20 protein-coding genes are annotated in these 18524 nt (G+C 62.2%); 7 read left to right on the top strand and 13 right to left on the bottom strand.

Annotation, left to right across the window (positions count from 1 at the left end; genetic code table 11):
* Window positions 1-233 precede the first annotated feature (233 nt).
* Both C6558_RS08755 and C6558_RS08750 read right to left on the bottom strand, forming a co-directional pair.
* Complete coding sequence (locus tag C6558_RS08755; protein ID WP_025427583.1) at window positions 234-1196, bottom strand: helix-turn-helix domain-containing GNAT family N-acetyltransferase; 963 nt, start codon at window positions 1194-1196, stop codon at window positions 234-236.
* Window positions 1197-1279: 83 nt separating this feature from the next.
* The gene (locus C6558_RS08750) at window positions 1280-1912 is read right to left on the bottom strand and encodes a LysE family translocator (protein ID WP_107027147.1); all 633 of its coding nucleotides are present in this window, start codon (window positions 1910-1912) and stop codon (window positions 1280-1282) included.
* Window positions 1913-2237: 325 nt separating this feature from the next.
* Here C6558_RS08750 and C6558_RS08745 point away from each other — a divergent pair, with 325 nt between their 5' ends.
* Both C6558_RS08745 and C6558_RS08740 read left to right on the top strand, forming a co-directional pair.
* A complete protein-coding gene (locus tag C6558_RS08745; protein ID WP_025427585.1) occupies window positions 2238-2621 on the top strand; it encodes a hypothetical protein in 384 nt (127 codons plus the stop codon).
* A gap of 401 nt (window positions 2622-3022) precedes the next feature.
* Complete coding sequence (locus C6558_RS08740; RefSeq protein WP_025427586.1) at window positions 3023-3268, top strand: helix-turn-helix domain-containing protein; 246 nt, start codon at window positions 3023-3025, stop codon at window positions 3266-3268.
* Window positions 3269-3557: 289 nt separating this feature from the next.
* On the opposite strand, the gene C6558_RS08735 is transcribed toward C6558_RS08740, so the two are convergent.
* From C6558_RS08735 to C6558_RS08695, 8 genes are all read right to left on the bottom strand, one after another.
* Window positions 3558-4235: an NUDIX domain-containing protein gene (locus tag C6558_RS08735; RefSeq protein ID WP_245449147.1), complete on the bottom strand. Its 678-nt coding sequence runs from the start codon at window positions 4233-4235 to the stop codon at window positions 3558-3560.
* 37 nt (window positions 4236-4272) lie between these two features.
* Complete coding sequence (gene ilvC, locus C6558_RS08730) at window positions 4273-5292, bottom strand: ketol-acid reductoisomerase (RefSeq protein ID WP_025427588.1); 1020 nt, start codon at window positions 5290-5292, stop codon at window positions 4273-4275.
* Window positions 5293-5540: 248 nt separating this feature from the next.
* Entirely contained in the window at window positions 5541-6188 is a 648-nt protein-coding gene (locus C6558_RS08725) for a TetR/AcrR family transcriptional regulator C-terminal domain-containing protein (RefSeq protein ID WP_107027146.1), read from the bottom strand.
* Between the two features lie 578 nt (window positions 6189-6766).
* Complete coding sequence (locus C6558_RS08715; protein WP_245449146.1) at window positions 6767-8023, bottom strand: NAD(P)/FAD-dependent oxidoreductase; 1257 nt, start codon at window positions 8021-8023, stop codon at window positions 6767-6769.
* A gap of 225 nt (window positions 8024-8248) precedes the next feature.
* Window positions 8249-8515, bottom strand: coding sequence for a DUF2277 domain-containing protein (locus C6558_RS08710; protein WP_025427594.1), 267 nt, complete (start codon window positions 8513-8515; stop codon window positions 8249-8251).
* A 174-nt stretch (window positions 8516-8689) separates the two neighbouring features.
* Complete coding sequence (locus tag C6558_RS08705; protein ID WP_025427595.1) at window positions 8690-9622, bottom strand: ribose-phosphate pyrophosphokinase; 933 nt, start codon at window positions 9620-9622, stop codon at window positions 8690-8692.
* Window positions 9623-9845: 223 nt separating this feature from the next.
* Window positions 9846-10295 (bottom strand): VOC family protein, encoded by a 450-nt coding sequence (locus C6558_RS08700; RefSeq protein ID WP_057211159.1) that lies wholly within the window; start codon window positions 10293-10295, stop codon window positions 9846-9848.
* A gap of 290 nt (window positions 10296-10585) precedes the next feature.
* Window positions 10586-10918 carry a TetR family transcriptional regulator C-terminal domain-containing protein gene (locus C6558_RS08695; protein ID WP_025427597.1) on the bottom strand — a complete coding sequence of 111 codons (333 nt, stop codon included), beginning with the start codon at window positions 10916-10918 and terminating at the stop codon, window positions 10586-10588.
* Between the two features lie 201 nt (window positions 10919-11119).
* On the opposite strand from C6558_RS08695, the gene C6558_RS08690 reads away from it, so the two are divergent.
* From C6558_RS08690 to C6558_RS08675, 4 genes are all read left to right on the top strand, one after another.
* Window positions 11120-12454, top strand: coding sequence for an efflux RND transporter periplasmic adaptor subunit (locus C6558_RS08690; protein ID WP_025427598.1), 1335 nt, complete (start codon window positions 11120-11122; stop codon window positions 12452-12454).
* An 8-nt stretch (window positions 12455-12462) separates the two neighbouring features.
* Window positions 12463-14406 (top strand): MacB family efflux pump subunit, encoded by a 1944-nt coding sequence (locus tag C6558_RS08685; protein ID WP_107027145.1) that lies wholly within the window; start codon window positions 12463-12465, stop codon window positions 14404-14406.
* 52 nt (window positions 14407-14458) lie between these two features.
* Window positions 14459-14977 (top strand): hypothetical protein, encoded by a 519-nt coding sequence (locus C6558_RS08680; RefSeq protein ID WP_225906317.1) that lies wholly within the window; start codon window positions 14459-14461, stop codon window positions 14975-14977.
* A 77-nt stretch (window positions 14978-15054) separates the two neighbouring features.
* Window positions 15055-15747, top strand: a complete 693-nt coding sequence (locus tag C6558_RS08675) for a Type 1 glutamine amidotransferase-like domain-containing protein (protein WP_207207599.1) — start codon at window positions 15055-15057, stop codon at window positions 15745-15747.
* Window positions 15748-15895: 148 nt separating this feature from the next.
* On the opposite strand, the gene C6558_RS39620 is transcribed toward C6558_RS08675, so the two are convergent.
* The gene (locus tag C6558_RS39620) at window positions 15896-16144 is read right to left on the bottom strand and encodes a DUF1127 domain-containing protein (protein WP_128090489.1); all 249 of its coding nucleotides are present in this window, start codon (window positions 16142-16144) and stop codon (window positions 15896-15898) included.
* A 74-nt stretch (window positions 16145-16218) separates the two neighbouring features.
* Between C6558_RS39620 and C6558_RS08665 the strand changes: the two genes are divergently transcribed.
* Window positions 16219-17124, top strand: a complete 906-nt coding sequence (locus C6558_RS08665) for a LysR family transcriptional regulator (protein ID WP_025427603.1) — start codon at window positions 16219-16221, stop codon at window positions 17122-17124.
* 49 nt (window positions 17125-17173) lie between these two features.
* Here the strand turns inward: C6558_RS08665 and C6558_RS08660 are convergent, their stop codons facing one another.
* Entirely contained in the window at window positions 17174-17707 is a 534-nt protein-coding gene (locus tag C6558_RS08660) for a hypothetical protein (RefSeq protein WP_025427604.1), read from the bottom strand.
* A gap of 135 nt (window positions 17708-17842) precedes the next feature.
* Window positions 17843-18250 (bottom strand): GFA family protein, encoded by a 408-nt coding sequence (locus C6558_RS08655; protein ID WP_025427605.1) that lies wholly within the window; start codon window positions 18248-18250, stop codon window positions 17843-17845.
* Window positions 18251-18524 lie beyond the last annotated feature (274 nt).

Below are 18524 nucleotides of genomic sequence, written 5' to 3'. Positions count from 1 at the left end.
TTATTCCGGGGTTCGCGCCCTCATCCGGCACGGCCTTGCGTTTCAGACGGAGGTGCTTTCGGTTCCGGCCCGGAACACCAAGCGGCGGCCCGATCCGGAGGATTTCGCCGCACGCGGATAGGCCGCCGTCAACCCACAACGGATCTGCCGCCGGGGCGCAGCCCCGCGCCGTTGCCCCGCTATGCGGGACGATGGATGGGAACCACGCGGCGCGGACAGAAGACCTGTGCCTCTTATCGCTCGCCGGCCACTTTCCGTTTCACCCCCTGCCCGAGATCGAGCGACCAGGTCTGGCCCACCAGGTCCTTGCCGAAGGAATGGTGCGGCGCCTCCTCGGTGAGCGTGAAGCCGGCGCGCTCGTAGATGCGCCGGGCCGAGGTCAGCACGCTGTTGGTCCACAGCACCAGCGTGTGATAGCCGACAGTGCGGGCGCGCTCGATGCAGGCGGCAACCAGCGCCGCCCCGACGCCGCGTCCGCGCGCATCCGGCTCGACATAGAGCAGCCGCAGCTTGGCCACATCAGGCTTGTCGCCGGCCACGAGGAAGATCGAGCCGACGACGCGGCCGTCGATTTCGGCGATCCAGGCGGCCTCGCGGGCCGGGTCGAAGGATTTTACGAAATCCGCGAGGATGCCCGCAGCCAGCGCCTCATACTCCTGGTTCCAGCCATATTCCTGAACATACAGCACGGTCTGGCGATGGATGATCCAGCCGAGATCGCCCGGCTTCAGATCGCGCAGCATTAAGTCCCCGCCTGCCTTGTCCTCAAGGATCTCGCTGATGGTGCTGGTGGCCGCGATCAACCGCTTGCGCTCGGTCGATGGCAATGTATCCAGCAGCTTGCCGATCGCCTCGCGGGTGTTCTGCTCCAGGGCGGTGAACGCCTTGCGCCCGGCAGGGGTGAGCGAAATCGGCTGGCGGCGGCCACCCTCCGGATGGTCCGACTTCTCGACCAGCCCGCGATCGGAGAACCGCTTTAGCGTGCGGCTGAGCTGGGCACGGTCGACTTGAAGCGTCCGCATCAGCTCGGCCGCCGTCGTCTCTTGCCGATGGGCAAGCTCGTAGAGGATACGCGCTTCGGTGAGCGTGAACGGGCTCTGGTCGAGATGGGCGTTCAACAGGCCCAGACGGTTGGTGTAGAGACGGTTGAAGGCGCGCAGCGCCGCCACATCAGGGTGATCGTTGGTGAGTGCCATGGGAAATGATCCAGCATGAGTTGACTCAATCAACAACGGTTTGTTGATTGAGTCAACATAAAATGGCAATCGGTCGAGGCGTATTAGTTCCTGGCCCCGAGCGCCAGCCGGCAGGCAAGGCCAGCAAAGACGGTGGCGAGCAGATATTGCGGCAGCTTCTTGAAGCGGGTGGGCGACGTGAACCGGCTGCGGATCCGGCCGCCAAGCAGGATCACCGCGCCATTGACGCGAAAGCCGATGCCGTTCAGCACCGTCGCCAGCACCAGCGTCTGCACGATCATCGCGCCGTTTTCGGGCCGAATGAACTGCGGAAACAGCGCCAGCACGAACAGCGCCATCTTCGGGTTGAGCAGGTTGGTGAGCAACCCCTCGCCAAAAATCCGCCGGAGTGACAGCCGCTTCAGCGACGCGGACGGCGAAAAGTCGATCGCCTGCGAGCGCAGGGTCTTGAAGGCGAGATAGAGCAGATAGGCGCAGCCGACCCAGCGCACGATCTCATAGGCGATCGGCACGGTGGCGATCAGCTGCGACAGTCCGAGGGCGGCGGCAAGCGCATGGCAATAGGTGCCGAGCGCGATTCCGGCATAGGTGAGGAACCCCGCCCCCTGCCCCTGGCTGACGCTGCGTGAAGCGATCAGCAGCATATCGGGACCGGGCGTGGCGGTTAGCACCAGCGACGCGGCGGCAAAAAGTGCAAGTGTGGAAAAATCCGGCATGACATCTTCCTTTGAGGTGGCCGGAATTTCGGTTTAGCCGGATTCGTGGGAATGGCAAGGCCGGCGTGAAAGCCGCCTTACGGCCTGTGGGGATGCGGGGTCGGCAAAAGCGGGTGCATCATGCGGTTGCGAGCTCAAGTGCCAGCATTGTGGAATATCGGGCGCAAGGCTGATGATCGCCGTTCGCCCATCACTTGGACGCTTGCTTGCCGCGCGAAGAACCAATGCGGATTTCGGCATTCGACAACAAGACAGATCCAAGTTGTATTCGACATGATTTGACCGTAGGAGACGTTGTCATATTGTAATCAGGGGTTGAAACTTAATGACCATTTCATTCAAGCGATTGCTCGCAGCCACGCTGATCGGCTTTACCCTCATGCCGGGTCTGGCCCACGCGGAATCCTTGGCCCAGCTCGAAAAGCAGGGCTATAAGGTCAGCAAACTCACCAAGAACAAGGCCGGCCTGCATGGCTGGGTCGCATCGAACGGCGACAAGCGCTTCTTCTGCCGCATGAATGTCAGCATAGCCGTTGTCAGCAAGAAAGAGCTGGTCAGCATCACCTCGGCCGGTAACCTGGTCAAGCTGAACCGCGCCACCTTCGAAGCGACATTGGGTGGGCCTGATCCGTCCCTGCCCCTCTGGAGCGACCTTCAGGCCGGCCGCGTCAAGGCGCCTCACGTCAAGGGCTGCACGCCCCTTCGCTGACCGACACGGGGCAGGCCTGCTCCCTGCTCTGGGCGCGGGTCTGCTGCAGGATTGCCCGGCAGTACCCTCCGCAGACAGTGACGACGCAAAGCCAGCCACCGGCGATGTTCCTTTCACCGCAAAAGTCATGCCCGCACCAGTTTTTTTGAGCGGGCACACCCGTCGCCTCAGGCACTATATCATAAGGTTTCCAAACGATTTTTCATTGCGGCAGACGCTTGCCTGCCAAAGGGCCCAGCGGCTCTGTCCACTCAAAAATGCCGGGACCAGCTTGCCTTGGCGATCGCCCTGACTATATTAGCGAGGCCTGAACGCCTCTCATTATTCGAGTCGCACGATATTTTCGGGCCCCCTTCACCCGACGAAACTCCTTGTCGGTGGACGAACGAAGGAGACACTTCATGTCCTTTAAGAAAAATCTGAATAAGGCTTCCGACGCCACTGTTTCGCGTGTCAGCATCGGAGCCGCTGTAAAGCGTTCGCGTGAATCCCACGGCTACACCGTCGATGATATGTCGGTAACCACAGGCCTGACGGAAACGGAAATCTCCAAGGTCGAACTTGGTGCCGATACCGATCCCGTCAAGCTGCAGCGCATCGCTGCCGCCCTGCAAGTCTCGCCTACCACCTTCACCGCCACACACTAACGGCGGTGCCGGGCACATAGTGTCCGGGCCGGGCACATGCCCACCCCGAAATGCGACCTACGATAGACCATTCTCTTGCAGCAAGGCTCAACCGCCGCTGCTTCAAGCCGAGAGTCTGGACTGAAATCTGGCCCAGCGGCCATTGGCTCAAAAAGGGAAAGCCGGGGTTTTCGCCCCGGCTTCCTTCGTTTTTGGAAAGCTCTTCCGCAAAGACGTTCATTGCCGCAACGGACCCACCGTCATGCTCACCGCAATGTTTTGCCTCCCGTGACGTCGATCAGTGCTCTCCTCACCGTCCCGGTGAACGGACAAGGCGATTGGATCCCTGGGAGAAAAACGTGGAAACCGGATAAGGCAATGCGAGTGGCGGCATCTCGTCCGGCCCGAAATATCGAAGCGATCTTGTCTCGCTGTCTGTCCACTCCCCGCAGTCGTCAACGATCCGGCACCCGAACAGTGTGACGATGTATTCGACGTGATCGCCATTCGGATAGGTGTAGCGAAATTCCCGCCCACCGAAGACGCCGAGAATGGTTGCAGGCACAACCGTAAGGCCGGTCTCCTCCACCACCTCGCGAATGACGGCCTCCTGCGGCGTTTCGCCGGGCTCGATAGCGCCGGCAGGCAGGCTCCACCCCTCGCCCGAAGATTTCTCCTGCAGCAGCAGATTGCCCGCGTGGTCATGGATGACGGCGGCGACGGAGGGAAGCAGGAGCAAGCGGTTTCCGATCAAACCGCGCAGTTCCGCCAGATACGATCTCATCGGGCTCATCGGGGCGCTTTCCATGAGGTAGCGGGCCAATGTCGAAAACCGGGACGAATTAGGCAAGTGCCTCCATGAGGCGTGGTCGCGCCCGACGTCGATCCTGGCATCCGTTTCCTCGACAGCACGCCGCGCAATGGTCGAGCCCGCCTGCGGCGGCGCGGCGACGATCGCTTGCTGCAGCAACGAAAAAAGCCGGAGCATGCGCCCCGGCCTTTCCTATGCATTTGATCGCTAAAACTTAGTTCTTCGCCTTGTCGACCAGCTTGTTCTTGCCGATCCACGGCATCATGCCGCGCAGCTTGGCGCCGACTTCTTCGATCTGGTGGTTGTCGTTGACCCGGCGGATGCCCTTGAAGCGGGCCGCACCCGACTTGTATTCCTGCATCCATTCCGAGGTGAACTTGCCGGTCTGGATGTCGGTGAGAACGCGCTTCATCTCGGCCTTGGTTTCTGCCGTGATGATCCGCGGGCCGGTGACGTATTCGCCCCACTCTGCCGTGTTCGAGATCGAGTAGTTCATGTTGGCGATGCCGCCTTCATAGATCAGGTCGACGATCAGCTTGACTTCGTGCAGGCACTCGAAATAGGCCATTTCCGGCGCGTAGCCGCCTTCGACCAGCGTTTCGAAGCCGGCGCGGATGAGCTCGACGAGACCGCCGCACAGAACTGCCTGTTCGCCGAAGAGGTCGGTTTCGCACTCTTCCTTGAAGTTGGTTTCGATGATGCCCGAACGGCCGCCGCCGACGCCGCAGGCGTAGGAGAGCGCGAGGTCAAGGGCGTTGCCCGAAGCGTCCTGGTGAACGGCAACGAGGCAGGGAACGCCGCCGCCCTTCTGGTATTCGCCGCGAACCGTGTGGCCCGGGCCCTTCGGTGCGATCATGACGACGTCGAGCGTCGCCTTCGGCTCGATCAGGCCGAAGTGAACGTTGAGGCCGTGTGCGAATGCGATGGCAGCACCGTCACGGATGTTGCCGGCGATGTCAGCCGTGTAGATTTCGGCCTGCAGTTCGTCCGGCGTTGCCATCATGATCAGGTCGGCCCACTTGGCAGCTTCGGCGACCGAAAGAACCTGGAGGCCATCGGCCTCGACCTTGGCAGCCGTTGGCGAACCCGGCTTCAGCGCGACGCGGATTTCCTTGGCGCCGGAATCCTTCAGGTTCAGCGCGTGGGCGCGGCCCTGGCTGCCGTAGCCGACGATGGCGACCTTCTTGGACTTGATGAGGTTGATGTCGGCATCACGATCGTAATAGACGCGCATTTGAATGGTCCTTCCCGTTGCTATCAGTTGTATTTCCGCTGCACGATGCCTGAACCGGGATCGATCCAGGCGCCATGCAGCAATTCCGTTTCTGCAGCGGCCTTTGCGCGTCTTCAACACGCGGCGCTGCAATTCAGTTCTGCAGCGGCCTTTGCGTGTCTTCGACACGCGCCGCTGCAATTTCAGTTCCGCAGCGACCTTTGCGTGTCTTCGACACGCGGCGCTGCAGGCGGAGATCTCCCCCGCCGTTAAACCTTCCGGCCGTAGAGCGTGAGAAAGGCGCTGACCGCCTGCTCCGCCTTGCGGCCGAAACTCTTTTTCATCTCGCCGGCCTCTCCGCCGAGCAGCATCTTCAGGTGCCAGTCGGAAACGACCAGCCCGTAAAGCGCGCCATAGGCTTCGTCGGCATCGTCAAACGCGAGCAGCCCCGCCTTGCGGCCGGCCTCCAGCAGAGCGGCAGCACGCCGCCCGATCTGCCGGCGTCCGCGCTCCTGCAGCATGTGGCCGAGCTTGGAGCCTTCGCGGCTCGCCTGGCCGATCGCCAGCCGGTTCAGCGCCAGCGACACGTCGCCGGCAAGAACCTCGAGCAGATCCTTGGCGAAGACAACCAGATGCCGGCTCAGGCTTTCGGCGTCGAGCGCGCTCGCGGCGACATCCAGCGTGCGCACCTTGCTCGCCTGGAAACCGATCATCGCCGATAACAGCCCGTCGCGATCGCCGAACCACTTGTAGAGGCTTTCCTTCGAACAGTTGGCAGCCCGCGCGACACCGGCGGTCGTCAGCGCCTTCTCGCCGCCGTCAACAAGCAGACGCAACGCCTCTTCGAGGACGACACCCTGACGCTCGGTCAGGCCGCTCCCGGCATTCGCCTCTTTTGTCGCAGCAACGCTTTGCACCTGGCTCCACCCATTTGAGTACCGTACGGTACGGTTCGCAGTGTTCTAATCAAGCGCGACGGAAGCGTCAAGGCGATTTTGTCGAGTGGGCGAAATTTCGACAGCGGCAGCGGATGTGGATCCTCATGGGCTGAGGATGCAAAACTGGAAGAGCTCGACGCCCCGCGGGATAGAAGGATGTCGTCGTGATCTTGTGCTTAACCAACGCTCCGAGTTTCAGGGACACCCGCTATTTCCGGCACGACAGCGACGCAATCTCTGCATGCCGCTGCGCGCTTGCCGGCGTTGGTGCGATGGCAACCATGCGCCACCAGCAGACATTCAGGTCCTCGCTTATCTTCGACTGGCTCGGGCCGGAAGTGGACGCACTGCTTCCAGCGGTAATCGATGGCAGACATTCCCGCGCAGAAGCGAAGTCCTTGGCTGATCCCTGGAGACCATTGCCTTCGCCCAGTCGGAACGTCGCCAAGGGGCGAGACGTGACACTGGTGGTGGCGGCGCAAAACAGCGGCTGACAATCTGTCGGCCTCTGATCCCGGCCCTGACCGTCAGGAACTTCTTGACCATGCCGAAGGCGGTCACGAATGCCCCGCGATATGGTCGACAAGGCGAGGCGCTTCCTCGGCGATCGCCAGGATGATGCCTGACTTGCGTGTGGAGGCGAAGTCCAGCCCTGCGAAATAGAGGCCCGGCAGGGCGGCCACGCCATCCTCATGAACAGGCTGTCCCGCGCTGTCGAGCACACCGGGAAGCCTCATCCAGCTGAAATCGCCCTTGAACCCGGTGCACCACACCACGCTCGCTATGCCGGAGCGGGAGAGATCGAGCGAACCGATCGGCGGGTTCTGTCGACGCAGCGCGACCGTCTCCGCCGGGTCGGGCTCGGCAGGGGGCGCATCGATCCCGGCGCGGCTGATATAGTCGTCGACATGGCGTTTGACAGTGTCGGAGGCTTCATCCGCAAAGCGGACATTCGCTTCGAGATCGTCGGCAAACGAGAGGTTGCCGCCATCCTCGATGCCGGTGAGACGCCCAAGAAGCGCGACACCTTGGGCGCTCAGCGCCTGAAGGCTTATCGTATGCACCGAGCCGAGCACACCGCGCGGCGGGATGCGTCCCGCAAGTCGAATGACCTCCTCTCGCCGCACGTCGAGAAACCCGCTTTCGAGCAGCCAGACCATGATGTCGCGACTCCGGTAGCGCCGCGGGAGCCGCCCGACACGACTGGTCGCAAGGAAGACCTTTCGGCCCGCTTCCGCCAATTCCTCGGCGATCTGAGCACCCGATTGGCCGCTTCCGACCACCAGTACCGATCCATCTGGCAAATCAGCAGTGCTGCGGTAGCCGGAAGCGTCGATCTGATGGAGAGCCGGCGACAACGCGGGCGCCCAGACCGGGCGCACCGGGCAATTCAAGCAGCCGCTTGCGACGATAACGTTGTGCGCCCAAAGCGTGCCGTGTGAAGTGGTGAGCCGATAGGCGCCATTCTCGTGCGCGAGTTCGCTTACCGCGGTATCCGGTTCGATCGGCAGCGTGTTGCGCCGGGCGAAATCCTCAAGCAGAGCGACGAACTGCTCGCCCGTCATGGCACCATCCGGATCCGGACCGTCATAGCAGTCGCCCGGCATGACGGTCTGCACATTGGGAGTATTCATCCGAAAGCAGTCCCATCGCTGTGTGCGCCAGGTCTCTCCGATGCGGCCCCGCTCCAAGACACTGTGGCGCAGGCCCCGTCGTGCCAGCCAATAGCTGACACCCAGGCCGGCCCAGCCGGCCCCGATGACGACAGCATCGAGAACATCGCCGTCATCAGTCATCTGCTGCGGTGATCCCATAATCGCCCCCGGCAATCCCGCCATCCCCGCGCAGCATTAAGCCCTGTCGACGGCAACGAGTCCAGCACCGCCGATTTCCGCGCGGCTGGCCGTTCGCATTCCGGTTCGCGGCCCTCTCGCCAGACCGCAAGGCGATCCCGCCTGATGCGAAGCAGATCGCTTCGTCGCTGGTGCGGTGACTGTGAAAGAGCTCCCGTCGATCTCCGGTGCGTGACAGGACTCCCCTTACGCGAACCGGGCCGCTGTTCTCGCGCGCGCCCTTGCCGCGACTTCCTCGCGATCGCGAGGGGGTTGAGAAGTCTCCAGCGAATCCAGCAGCTCGCGGGCGCATGCCGCGACTGAATTGACCGCGCGCTCGAACGCAGCCTCATTGCGTTTCGATGGTTTGTTCGTGCCGCTCACCTTGCGCACGAACTGTAGCGCGGCGTCACGAATCTCCTCGTTCGTCGCAGGCGGATCAAAATTGAACAAGGGTTTGATATTCCGGCACATGACTTGCTCCCGGGCGTGTCACTGACAGGAGGGTGGCGAAGCATACGAAAATAGTCGCGTGAGCGCCAATTGCAACGGACGGGCCAAGCCGGGCCGCGTGGGAACGCTGCGCACTGCATGCCCGGAAAACGAGCGTGATCTTGGCTGACGGTTGCAATCGCGCCATGAGCCGGATCAGTTGAAAAGGGTTGAAACGCTTTGCTCCCTGGCGGTGCGAGCGAGGGCTTCGCCGATCAGCGGCGCAATTGTGACGCGTCGGATATTGGCGGTCTGGCGGTGAGCTTCGGTTTCCTGAATGGAATCGGTCACGACCAATTCCTTGAGGTTGCTGGCGCCAATGCGTTCACAGGCGCCTTCGGAAAGCACACCATGGGTGATGTAGGCAGAAACCTCCTTGGCACCAGCCTCCAGCAGGGCTTCCGCCGCATTGATCAGCGTGCCGCCGCTATCTGCGATGTCGTCGATCAGAAGACAACTTTGCCCGGACACATCGCCAATGATGCCCATCACTTCCGAGACACCGGCGCGGGGTCGCCGTTTATCGACAATGGCAAGATCGGCACCAATGCGCTTGGCGATGGCGCGAGCCCGCGCCACGCCGCCCACGTCGGGCGAAACGATCGTCAAGTTCTTGGTGTCGTAGTGCTTTTCAATATCGCGGGTCATCACCGGCGCTGAATAAAGATTATCGGTCGGTATATCGAAAAAGCCCTGAATCTGGTCGGTATGGAGATCGACGGTGATAACGCGGTTAACACCTGCACCGGCAATCATATTGGCGACCAGCTTGGCCGAGATCGGAGTGCGGCCGGTGGCGCGGCGATCCTGGCGAGCATAGCCGAAATACGGGATCACGGCCGTGATCCGGCGGGCAGACGAGCGGCGCAGTGCATCGGTCAGGATCAGCAACTCCATCAGATTGCCGTCGGCGGGGGCGCTCGTTGACTGGAGAATGTACACGTCCTCGCCGCGCACATTCTCATGGATTTGAACGTAGATTTCCTGGTCGGCGAAACGCTTGACCGTACAGTCTATGAGGGGAAGTTCCAGGTGGCTGGCAATAGCCTGGGCCAGGGCGCGGTTCGAGTTACCGGTCACCAGCTTCATCAGCGCGATCCTGTTTCAAGGGGCCTTCGAGAGGAAAAGACCTTCCAGTTTCGCGGGGCACCTTCAGAGCCTTCCCCCAGACTCGCAACACGGCACCTCGCATTGCTTGCGCAATAGGGCGAAAACGTCGGGAGAAATCAAGATTTATCTGCCGCAGAGGCCTGTGCTTCGAGACTGATTTTTGCGGCAGCCCAATGACCGGTTTGGGCTCCACAAGCGGTCGTCAGCATCTCGGTCGATTACCTATCTGCTCAAGCTCAAGGACGTTTCCCTCCGGATCGCGCGCATAAGCAATAAGAAATGGCTTATCCGGCGTCCCAAAGTCCGTGATTTCGCCGATCTGCGCCCCGCCGGCTTGGATGATTTCCGCGAGCACCACGCTGATATCTTCCATCTGGAATGACAGGTGCCCGAAACCGGGCTCATTCACCCTTGGCTGGTCTCGATCATGAGTGACCTTGTGCTCATGTATCTCCAAGAATGGGCGTTCGAGTTCGGGGAATGTCAGCCAGATCGTATATATCTCAGAGTTCGAAATACCATTGCCGCGCGACACTTTTTCCCCGGACACCATCTTGGGTTCACGAAGGGATTCGCATTTCATGACATTCATGTAGAACGCTGCGAGCACTTCCGCATTTCGGGCTACCAAGTTGATGTGGGCAAGTTTCATGACGGTCGATATCCTCGGCTATGAGGCAACCATATTCATTGGTCGGGAACAACGAAAGAAGTCTCCTTCAGGCCGTCAACGGTCATTGGAGGCATTTGCCAGGCAGGACCGCATTCATGCGCCTGGGGCTCGGCGTTTGTACCCCTGATCCGCCTGCCGGCATCTTCTACAACGAGTGTGGCGAGCTTGTCGCCAGATCCTCGCAACCTGAGCGCAGAGGACAGCCGCGTCCCCTCTTCCCGCCTGAGGCCAGCGCAAATCTCGCAAGGCTTTTGAAGCGCGCCCGCGCCTCAGGCGCCGGTGCGCCGGTGGGCTGGAATGACGCCGCCAAGGATGCCGCGCACCAGAATGCGTACCGCCTGCGCCCGGCCAGCATCATCCGCTGAACGCTCCAGAAGCTGAACCAGCGATAGCCCCTCCAAACCGGCGAGCAAGGCTTGCGCGTGGACGCGCGCCCCGCCCTCGCTCACGCCATCGCCACCCAACCGCTGCAAAACTGCCGCGAGCGCCTCGGTCCCCCGCGCCAGCCGGGCGGAGAAGATCGCTGCAATCCGCTCGCTGCGGTGGCTGGCGCCGACGATCTCGAGCCAGGCCGCCGCCTCGCCGGCGTTCCAATCCCGCATCTGACGGTCTCGGGGCTGAAGGGGTAACACCAGGGGCATCCTGGTTGAGGGGAGCGCTCCGCCTCCCCGCAGCCAAAACATTACAATAATATAATGATCTCAATGCTTCCCGCTCCGGCCGTTTGTGCCTATTTGCTGCTAGGATGAATCGCGCCTGGAACGATGGCGCTGGCAAGGCCAGGTATGGGGCCGGGTATGGGCATGAACAAGACAGGCAAGACGGCACGCACCGAGACCACCGCACGCGAGGAAGCGACGCCCAACGTCACCTTCATTCCCGGTGCCACCCCCATCCGGCGCAAGCGACGCACGCGCACCTGGCTGTGGATCCCCGTCGTCCTCGCCGTCCTCGGCGCCGGCTATTATGGCTGGACGCGCTATGCGACCAATCCGACCGGGGCTGCCATGGTCACCCAGGCCGTTATGCGCGGCGACATCGAAAACAGCGTCACCGCCGTCGGCACACTTGATGCGGTCAAATCGGTCGATGCCGGCGCCCAGGTCTCCGGCCAGTTGAAGGCCCTGCATTTCGATATCGGCGACAAGGTCGAGCAGAACCAGCTCGTTGCCGAAATCGACCCCGCCACCATCGAAAACCGGATCGAGATCGACCAGGCCGAGCTTGCCAATCTCCAGGCGCAGCTCGTGTCGAAGAAGGCCCAGCTCGTGTTGAAACAGGCCAATATCGATCGCCAGCGCAATCTGGTCGCCGCCAACAGCATCGCCCAGTCGACGCTCGACCAGGCAATCGCCGATCTTGCCGCCGCCGAGGCCGACGTCAACGCCATCGAAGCGCAGATCCGCAAGCAGCAGGCGACCCTTGCCGGCGACAAGGTCGATCTCGGCTACACCAAGATCTTCGCGCCGATGGGCGGCACCATCGTCGCCAACCCGGCCAAGGAAGGCCAGACGCTGAACGCCAACCAGACGACGCCGACCATCGTCACCATTGCCGATCTCTCGACCATGACCGTCAAGGCGCAGGTGTCTGAGGCCGATGTCGGCAAGCTCAAGGTCGGCATGGACGCCTATTTCACCCTGCTCGGCCAGCCGGGAAAACGCTTCGAAGGCAAGCTGCGCCAGATCCAGCCGATGCCGGACACGGCAAACAACGTCGTGCTTTATTACGCCCTGTTCGACGTTCCCAATCCTGATGGCGAGTTGATGATGTCGATGAGCGCCCAGGTGTTCTTCGTTCAGTCATCAGCCAAGGACGTGCTGATCGTGCCGAGTGCTGCGCTGCGCATGACCGGCGAGAAGGATGGCGGCCAAGCGGCCGGCAAGCGTGGCGGCAATGCGAACGCCGCCGGTGGCAAGGCAGGCGCTGCCGGCGGCAGCGCCGAGCTCACCGTGGTCACACCCTCGGGCGCGCCCGAAACCCGCGCCGTCGACGTCGGCATCCGCAACCGCGTCAACGCCGAGATCACGAGCGGCCTCAATGAAGGCGACACCGTCGTCGTCGCCACCGGCACCGATACCCCGGCGGCGAGCACCCGTGGCAGCCAGCGCGGCATGCGCATGCCGCCGATGTTCTGAGACCGGCCATGACCCCGCTCCTCTCGCTCCGGCACGTCAGCAAGACCTATTTCAACGGCGATCTCGCCGTCGAGGTGCTGCATGGCGTCTCGCTCGACATCGAGGCCGGCGAGTTCGTCGCGATCATCGGCCAGTCCGGCTCGGGCAAGTCGACGCTGATGAACATTCTCGGCTGCCTCGACCAGCCGACCGAGGGCGACTATCTCATCGACGGCGAGCGGGTGTCGGGCTTCGACACCGACGAACTGGCGGCGCTCAGGCGGCGCACCTTCGGCTTCGTCTTCCAGAGCTACAATCTCATCCCCACCGCAAGCGCACAGGAAAACGTCGAGGTGCCGGCCGTCTATGCCGGCATGTCGGCACGAGACCGTCACGATCGCGCAGGCGCCCTGCTGCATCAGCTGAAGCTCGGCGAGCGGCTCGACCACCGCCCAAACCAGCTTTCCGGCGGCCAGCAGCAGCGGGTATCGATCGCCCGCGCGCTGATGAACGGCGGCCGCGTGGTGCTGGCGGACGAACCGACCGGCGCGCTCGACAGCCAGAGCGGCTCCGACGTCATGGCGCTCTTGCGCGACATGAACGACAATGGCCATACGGTCATCGTCATCACCCACTCACGCGAGGTCGCCGAACAGGCCGACCGGCTGATCGAGATCCATGACGGCCGCATCGTCGCCGACCGCACCAAGAAGAGCCGCAGCAATCCGGACGCAGCCCATGCGCTCAGCCGGACGGTGAGCGAGGGCTCGGCTGCGATCGCCGACGTCACCGAAGCGGTGAAGATGGCGTTCCGGGCGTTGCGCGCCAATCTCTTCCGCACCATCCTCACTTTGCTCGGCATCGTCATCGGCGTCGGCTCGGTCGTCGCCATGCTGGCGATCGGCACCGGCGCGCAGGATTCCGTGCTCAGCCGCATTTCCTCCATGGGCTCCGACCTCCTGGTGGTCAGGCCGAGCATGGCCAATTTCCGCGGCAGCGCCGGCGGCAGCAATGTCACCCTTGTTCCTGCCGATGCCGACGCCATCCTCGAGGTACCGAATGTCGCCTTCGCCGTGCCCGAGTTGACCAGCACCGTCACGGTCCGGCGCGGCAATGTCGACTACCAGACCAGTGCCAACGGCACGGTGCCGCAGTTCACCACCGCCAAATCCTGGAAGATACAGCAGGGCGAATTCCTCACCCAGGACGACATGGACACCTATGCGCCGGTGGCGGTCCTCGGTCAGACCGTGGTCAAGACGCTGTTTCCTGAAGGAGACAATCCGCTCGGGCAGTATGTGCTCGTCAACAAGATCCCCTTCCAGGTCATCGGCGTGATGGCGGAAATGGGCGCCACCTCCTTCGGCAACGACCAGGACGACGTCGTGCTCGTGCCGCTGACGACGGGCAGCATGCGCCTCTTCGGCCAGCGCAACGTGCGCACCATCACCGTGCAGGTGAAGGACGCGGCCGCCATCGACATCACGCAGCAGACCATCCAGGCGCTTCTCAACCAGCGGCACAAGCGCGAGGACACCCAGATCACCAACATGTCGTCGGTGCGCGAAGCCTTCACCGAAACCTCCAATACGATGAAGCTGTTTCTCGGCTCGGTCGCCGCCATCTCGCTGCTCGTCGGCGGCATCGGCGTGATGAATATCATGCTGGTCTCGGTCAGCGAGCGCACCCGCGAAATCGGCGTGCGCATGGCAACCGGCGCGCGCCAGCGTGACATCCTCCTGCAGTTCATCATCGAGGCGCTGGTCGTCTCGGCGATCGGCGGCACGCTCGGCGTCGTCCTCGGTCTCAGCACCGGAGCGCTCGCCGGCCAGTTCGGCATGCCCGTTTCGTTCACGCTCGGCCCCGTCGCACTCGCCTTCGCCTGCGCCTTTTTGACTGGCCTCGTCTTCGGCTTCCTCCCCGCCCGCAATGCTTCCCGCCTGCAGCCGGCGGTGGCACTCAGTGCCGATTGAGGCAAGCGGAGATTTTTCAACGAAATCCGCCCATTGCCGACACTCTTGTGTCATGCAACAACAACGCGAAATCCCTTATCAGGCGCATTTAGCACTCGGCATGCAACGCAAGAAACCGCTTTATCGCAAGGTGAACACCCGAACGCACGGTGTGCGGCACGGTGACGGCGGCGAGTGGCGAGAGTCACGAGGCACAAAGGCCGTCAAACTGGATCTGTCTCATAACGGCTCGATGCACTCTCACCACCGGCATGGATTGGACTACACACCGCTGTTCCGGTTTCTCCTTTCACGCGTTGGCAACGATTGGAACGAAACCTACAGCGAAGCCGTCGCTCGGATTGATCGCTCTGATCCCATCTTTTGGCTGGTCGCCCGAAGCGAAGATGAACGACAGCCGTATGTGCGCCTCGGCGAGAGCTCATACTACAGCGGCCTATATGTTGATGAGAACAAGCACCTGGCATTGGTGGACCCGACGCTCACCGTCGACAATATGAAGCCCACTTGCAGATGCTGTACACACACTTTCAACGGGGAACGCTTCACACAGCCGTATGACGAGAGTTGAAGCGGCATCATGTAGCCACCGAGACTTTGCCAATCTTTGCATTCTGACCGGATCGCTTGACAAACCAAGAGGATTACTTGCTCAACCTCATATTCTACAGCGACCAGCTTTTCCCCGAATGTTCGGCAATCGACCTCCGGCTCGTGGACTTGCTGAAGGCCCGCGGCGGCGGAAACCGCATCGCCTATGTCGCCTCCGGCCCGGAACCGGACCGCAGCTTCTTTCTGGCCGGCCAATCCTATTATGGCAGACACGATCTCGATCTCGCGCTGTTCTACGATCTCGACGAGCCGCATCCCGCCGAAGATATCGCCGGGCTCTTCGCCTCAGACGCCATTCACCTCGCGGGCGGCCACACCGGTGAATTTCTGCAACGGCTGAAACGAAGCGGGATGCTCGGGCCGCTCCGCAATTGGGCGCCCTCCGGCGGCATCCTCATCGGCGTCAGCGCCGGCGCCATTCTCATGGGCCCGACGATCGCCACCGACGCGCTCTTCATCGGCCGCAGACCGGAGGAGATAACGGACGGCAATGCCCTCGACCTCATGCCATTCGAGTTCTTCCCGCATCTTAGTGACGAGGACACCTACCTGCCCGACCTGCTGCGTTACAGCACCGGCACGGCGAGGCCGATCGTAGCATGCAACGATGGCGACGGTGTCGTTGTTGCGGGTGGAAAGATTGAGTGCGTGGGAAATCCGCTGTGGATCTCCGGTGGCGCCGTACGCGCGCCAGGCGAAATCGAGCTTGGCGGCTTTTCGATAGCGTAGCCCTCAGTTCGCGGCACTCGCGCTGGCGCTACGGCATGCCGCGCAAAACTGAACAGCGAAAAAACAAGAGCCGCGAGCGCGGCAAGAAGATCCTGAGATCGCGGCGCGTTTTCGCGCCGACGAGGCCGTCGCAGATGCCTTTCGTCGTCTACATCGCCCCCGCACGCGCGGCTTCGGAATATCGCGCAGTCGCTGCGGTTCCTCGCGACGACGCCGGCGCGCTTTCGGTGCGCCTTCCCTGCCACGCTTCGGCAGGTGTGACGCCGATGTCGTCCAGACGCTCCGCGTCCAGTTCGCGCAGATTTTGCAACTGCCAGAGCCGCGAGCGCGGCGAAGCGGCGAGAAAGAGGCCAAGTTCCCTGAGCATGTCGAACACCCATGTTTTGCTGCTGATCATGCTCGCATTGTGCAAGGCATCGATCTATAAATGAAGCTTGGATGTTCTATGCAATGCATAAGGATTTCTTTGGTATGGCAACCCTCAACCTGGACTACCTCAAAACCTTCGCGCTGGTCGCCGAACTCGGCAGCTTCTCCGCCGCCGCGGAGCGCCTGGGGCTGACGCAGCCGGCCATCAGCCTGCAGGTGCGCGCGCTGGAAAAGCAGCTCGGCGTGCGCCTCGTCGAGCGCGTCGGCCGCACTGCAAGGCCAAGTGCCGCCGGCGCCGAACTGCTTGCGCATGTTGGCCGCATCGAGGCCGCGACAAACGAGGCTGTCGACGCGGTGGCACGCCACTCCAAGGGCGTTCTCGGCCGCGTGCGGCTCGGCACCGGCGCCACCCCTTGCGCCTTCATGCTGCCGCCGCTTCTCGCCGATCTCAATTGCCGCTTTCCCGATCTCGACATCACCGTGGCGACGGGCAACAGCGCCGACATTGTCAGGGCTGTCGACGACAATCTGCTCGACATCGGGCTGGTCAGCCTCCCCGTCTCCGGCCGCATGTTCGAAGTCACCCCGCTTTTCGACGAGCGCTTCGTCGCCATCGCTCCGGCGGAGACCTCGCTCCCCGACACCGTGACGGCGGAGACATTGGCGCAACGACCGTTGATCCTTTACGAGCCGGGCGCCAACACCCGCCGGCTCACCGATGAATGGCTGGCGGCAGACGGCGGCACCGCCGTCAAACCGGTGATGGCGCTTGGCAGCGTCGCCGCGATCAAGGAGATGGTCGCCGTCGGCCTCGGCGCGGCGCTCGTTCCGGAGATCGCCTTGCGCGCGCATGATCGCGAACGGCTGGTCGTGCGACCGCTGTCGCCGCCACTCTCGCGCCGCTTCGCCCTCGTGCTGCGCCGCGACAAACGGCTTGATCGAGCCCTGCGCGAAACGCTGGCTGCCTTGAAGACGCTGGCGGCGCTGGAGCCGGAGCCCCTGATATAGGCTGCAAGGTTGCGGCCACGAGACCGGCGCATTGTTCCAGCCTTTCAAATCATGCAAGCGCGTCCAGTTGCCGCAAGAGCTTGAAGCCTACGTAGTCGCTGCACCGGAACTGCCGACGGTAGTAGCAGTCCCAATAGCTCATCACCCGGTCACAGGTGAGCTTATAAAACGCCGGATTTGCCTTGATAAATGTTGAGACAACGTCCCGCTCCAAGTCGGGCAGAGCTGCGTAGATGTCATGGATGATCTCGACGACGTATTCGCCGATCAACGCGATGACGAAAGGAATGGACCAGGGCTTATTGATGTGAAGGATTTCTTGCAGAGCGGCCTGACGTCCGAAGCCATCGGAACTGCGCGTCAGCATGCACAGTGCAATTTGGCGCCGTTGCAGGTTCAGCCCTACAAACTCCGGCTTTGTCGAGGGAAGAACCCGACCAGGTATGTGCAGGATCTCGCCGAGAACGTTGACCGAAAACGGTTCGGAAACGTAGTCGGAATTCAGTTTGAGTGCTGAAACAGCAATCGCGGACTGGGAGCGGAGTGCACTCGGGAAGGCTTCTGGAAACGTCTTTTCCACCATCAATCAACTCCAGAAATGCAGCCCCACCAGGGACATGTGGCCGCAACATTATCCGCGAGGCAATATCCCCGCAAAAGCTGACGGCTGCATCAAGAACTGCGTAACACAAGGGGTCAGGATTTTCAGAAACGAGCCCTACAGATGCCGCACCTCTGATGGTGTCGAGCCCCAGTCATCGTGCAGTCCGTCGAAGTAGGTGACGGGTGCGGCCATCAGTTCGTCGATATCGACGCCGTCGAGGCAGGCGACGTTGATGTTGTAATAGGTGTGTCCCGTCATGTTCGGTGCGTCGATCCGCTCGAACGGGCGCACGCCGCAATGGCTGCAGAAGAAATGATGGGCGACCGGGTTGCGACCGCGATAATCCGCTAGCGCCTCTTCGCCGGCGATCAGACGGAAAGCCGACGGCGCCACCTCCACCGACCACAGCCGCATCTTGGTACAGAGCGTGCAGTTGCACTTGCCGGTCCCGGCGCTGAGATCGACATCTGCCTCGATGTAAACTGCGCCGCAATGGCAGCTGCCAGTGTAGGTCTTCAGCATTCCGCCCCTCCCGCCTTGCCTGAAAATCCCAAATCCAAGGTCCTGCGGCGTGTGTGCGTCCCATCTGACGCGACGCTGCCAAGCCGCGCAAACTATGCCACCGGCCGCCGTTGTTGAAAATCGCGGAACTGTGCAGCAGATGCCTTAAAGCCGGTACAATGCGGCCTGGCCCGTGTCAGCGGTGTCATAAGGCAGATGGCGCCAATGGTTCTTCAACCTGGCTCGTGCAAACGCCGGCGCGATGCTACATTGCCGTGCCTTGGAAAATTCCCTC

Source organism: Ensifer sp. NM-2, from assembly GCF_003024455.1.
Lineage (GTDB): Bacteria > Pseudomonadota > Alphaproteobacteria > Rhizobiales > Rhizobiaceae > Ensifer > Ensifer canadensis.
Note: the sequence above shows the minus strand (reverse complement) of the source record. Positions and strands in the feature narration are given on the sequence as shown.

Coding starts and splice junctions, on each gene's coding strand:
- C6558_RS08685 (WP_107027145.1), top strand. CDS start 12,463: ATGACCCCGCTCCTCTCGCTCCGGCACGTCAGCAAGACCTATTTCAAC.
- ilvC (WP_025427588.1), bottom strand. CDS start 5,292: ATGCGCGTCTATTACGATCGTGATGCCGACATCAACCTCATCAAGTCC.
- C6558_RS39620 (WP_128090489.1), bottom strand. CDS start 16,144: ATGATCAGCAGCAAAACATGGGTGTTCGACATGCTCAGGGAACTTGGC.
- C6558_RS08755 (WP_025427583.1), bottom strand. CDS start 1,196: ATGGCACTCACCAACGATCACCCTGATGTGGCGGCGCTGCGCGCCTTC.
- C6558_RS08695 (WP_025427597.1), bottom strand. CDS start 10,918: ATGCGGGATTGGAACGCCGGCGAGGCGGCGGCCTGGCTCGAGATCGTC.
- C6558_RS08750 (WP_107027147.1), bottom strand. CDS start 1,912: ATGCCGGATTTTTCCACACTTGCACTTTTTGCCGCCGCGTCGCTGGTG.
- C6558_RS08700 (WP_057211159.1), bottom strand. CDS start 10,295: ATGAAACTTGCCCACATCAACTTGGTAGCCCGAAATGCGGAAGTGCTC.
- C6558_RS08705 (WP_025427595.1), bottom strand. CDS start 9,622: ATGAAGCTGGTGACCGGTAACTCGAACCGCGCCCTGGCCCAGGCTATT.
- C6558_RS08690 (WP_025427598.1), top strand. CDS start 11,120: ATGAACAAGACAGGCAAGACGGCACGCACCGAGACCACCGCACGCGAG.
- C6558_RS08745 (WP_025427585.1), top strand. CDS start 2,238: ATGACCATTTCATTCAAGCGATTGCTCGCAGCCACGCTGATCGGCTTT.
- C6558_RS08715 (WP_245449146.1), bottom strand. CDS start 8,023: ATGGGATCACCGCAGCAGATGACTGATGACGGCGATGTTCTCGATGCT.
- C6558_RS08740 (WP_025427586.1), top strand. CDS start 3,023: ATGTCCTTTAAGAAAAATCTGAATAAGGCTTCCGACGCCACTGTTTCG.
- C6558_RS08710 (WP_025427594.1), bottom strand. CDS start 8,515: ATGTGCCGGAATATCAAACCCTTGTTCAATTTTGATCCGCCTGCGACG.
- C6558_RS08680 (WP_225906317.1), top strand. CDS start 14,459: ATGCAACAACAACGCGAAATCCCTTATCAGGCGCATTTAGCACTCGGC.
- C6558_RS08660 (WP_025427604.1), bottom strand. CDS start 17,707: ATGGTGGAAAAGACGTTTCCAGAAGCCTTCCCGAGTGCACTCCGCTCC.
- C6558_RS08735 (WP_245449147.1), bottom strand. CDS start 4,235: ATGCTCCGGCTTTTTTCGTTGCTGCAGCAAGCGATCGTCGCCGCGCCG.
- C6558_RS08665 (WP_025427603.1), top strand. CDS start 16,219: ATGGCAACCCTCAACCTGGACTACCTCAAAACCTTCGCGCTGGTCGCC.
- C6558_RS08655 (WP_025427605.1), bottom strand. CDS start 18,250: ATGCTGAAGACCTACACTGGCAGCTGCCATTGCGGCGCAGTTTACATC.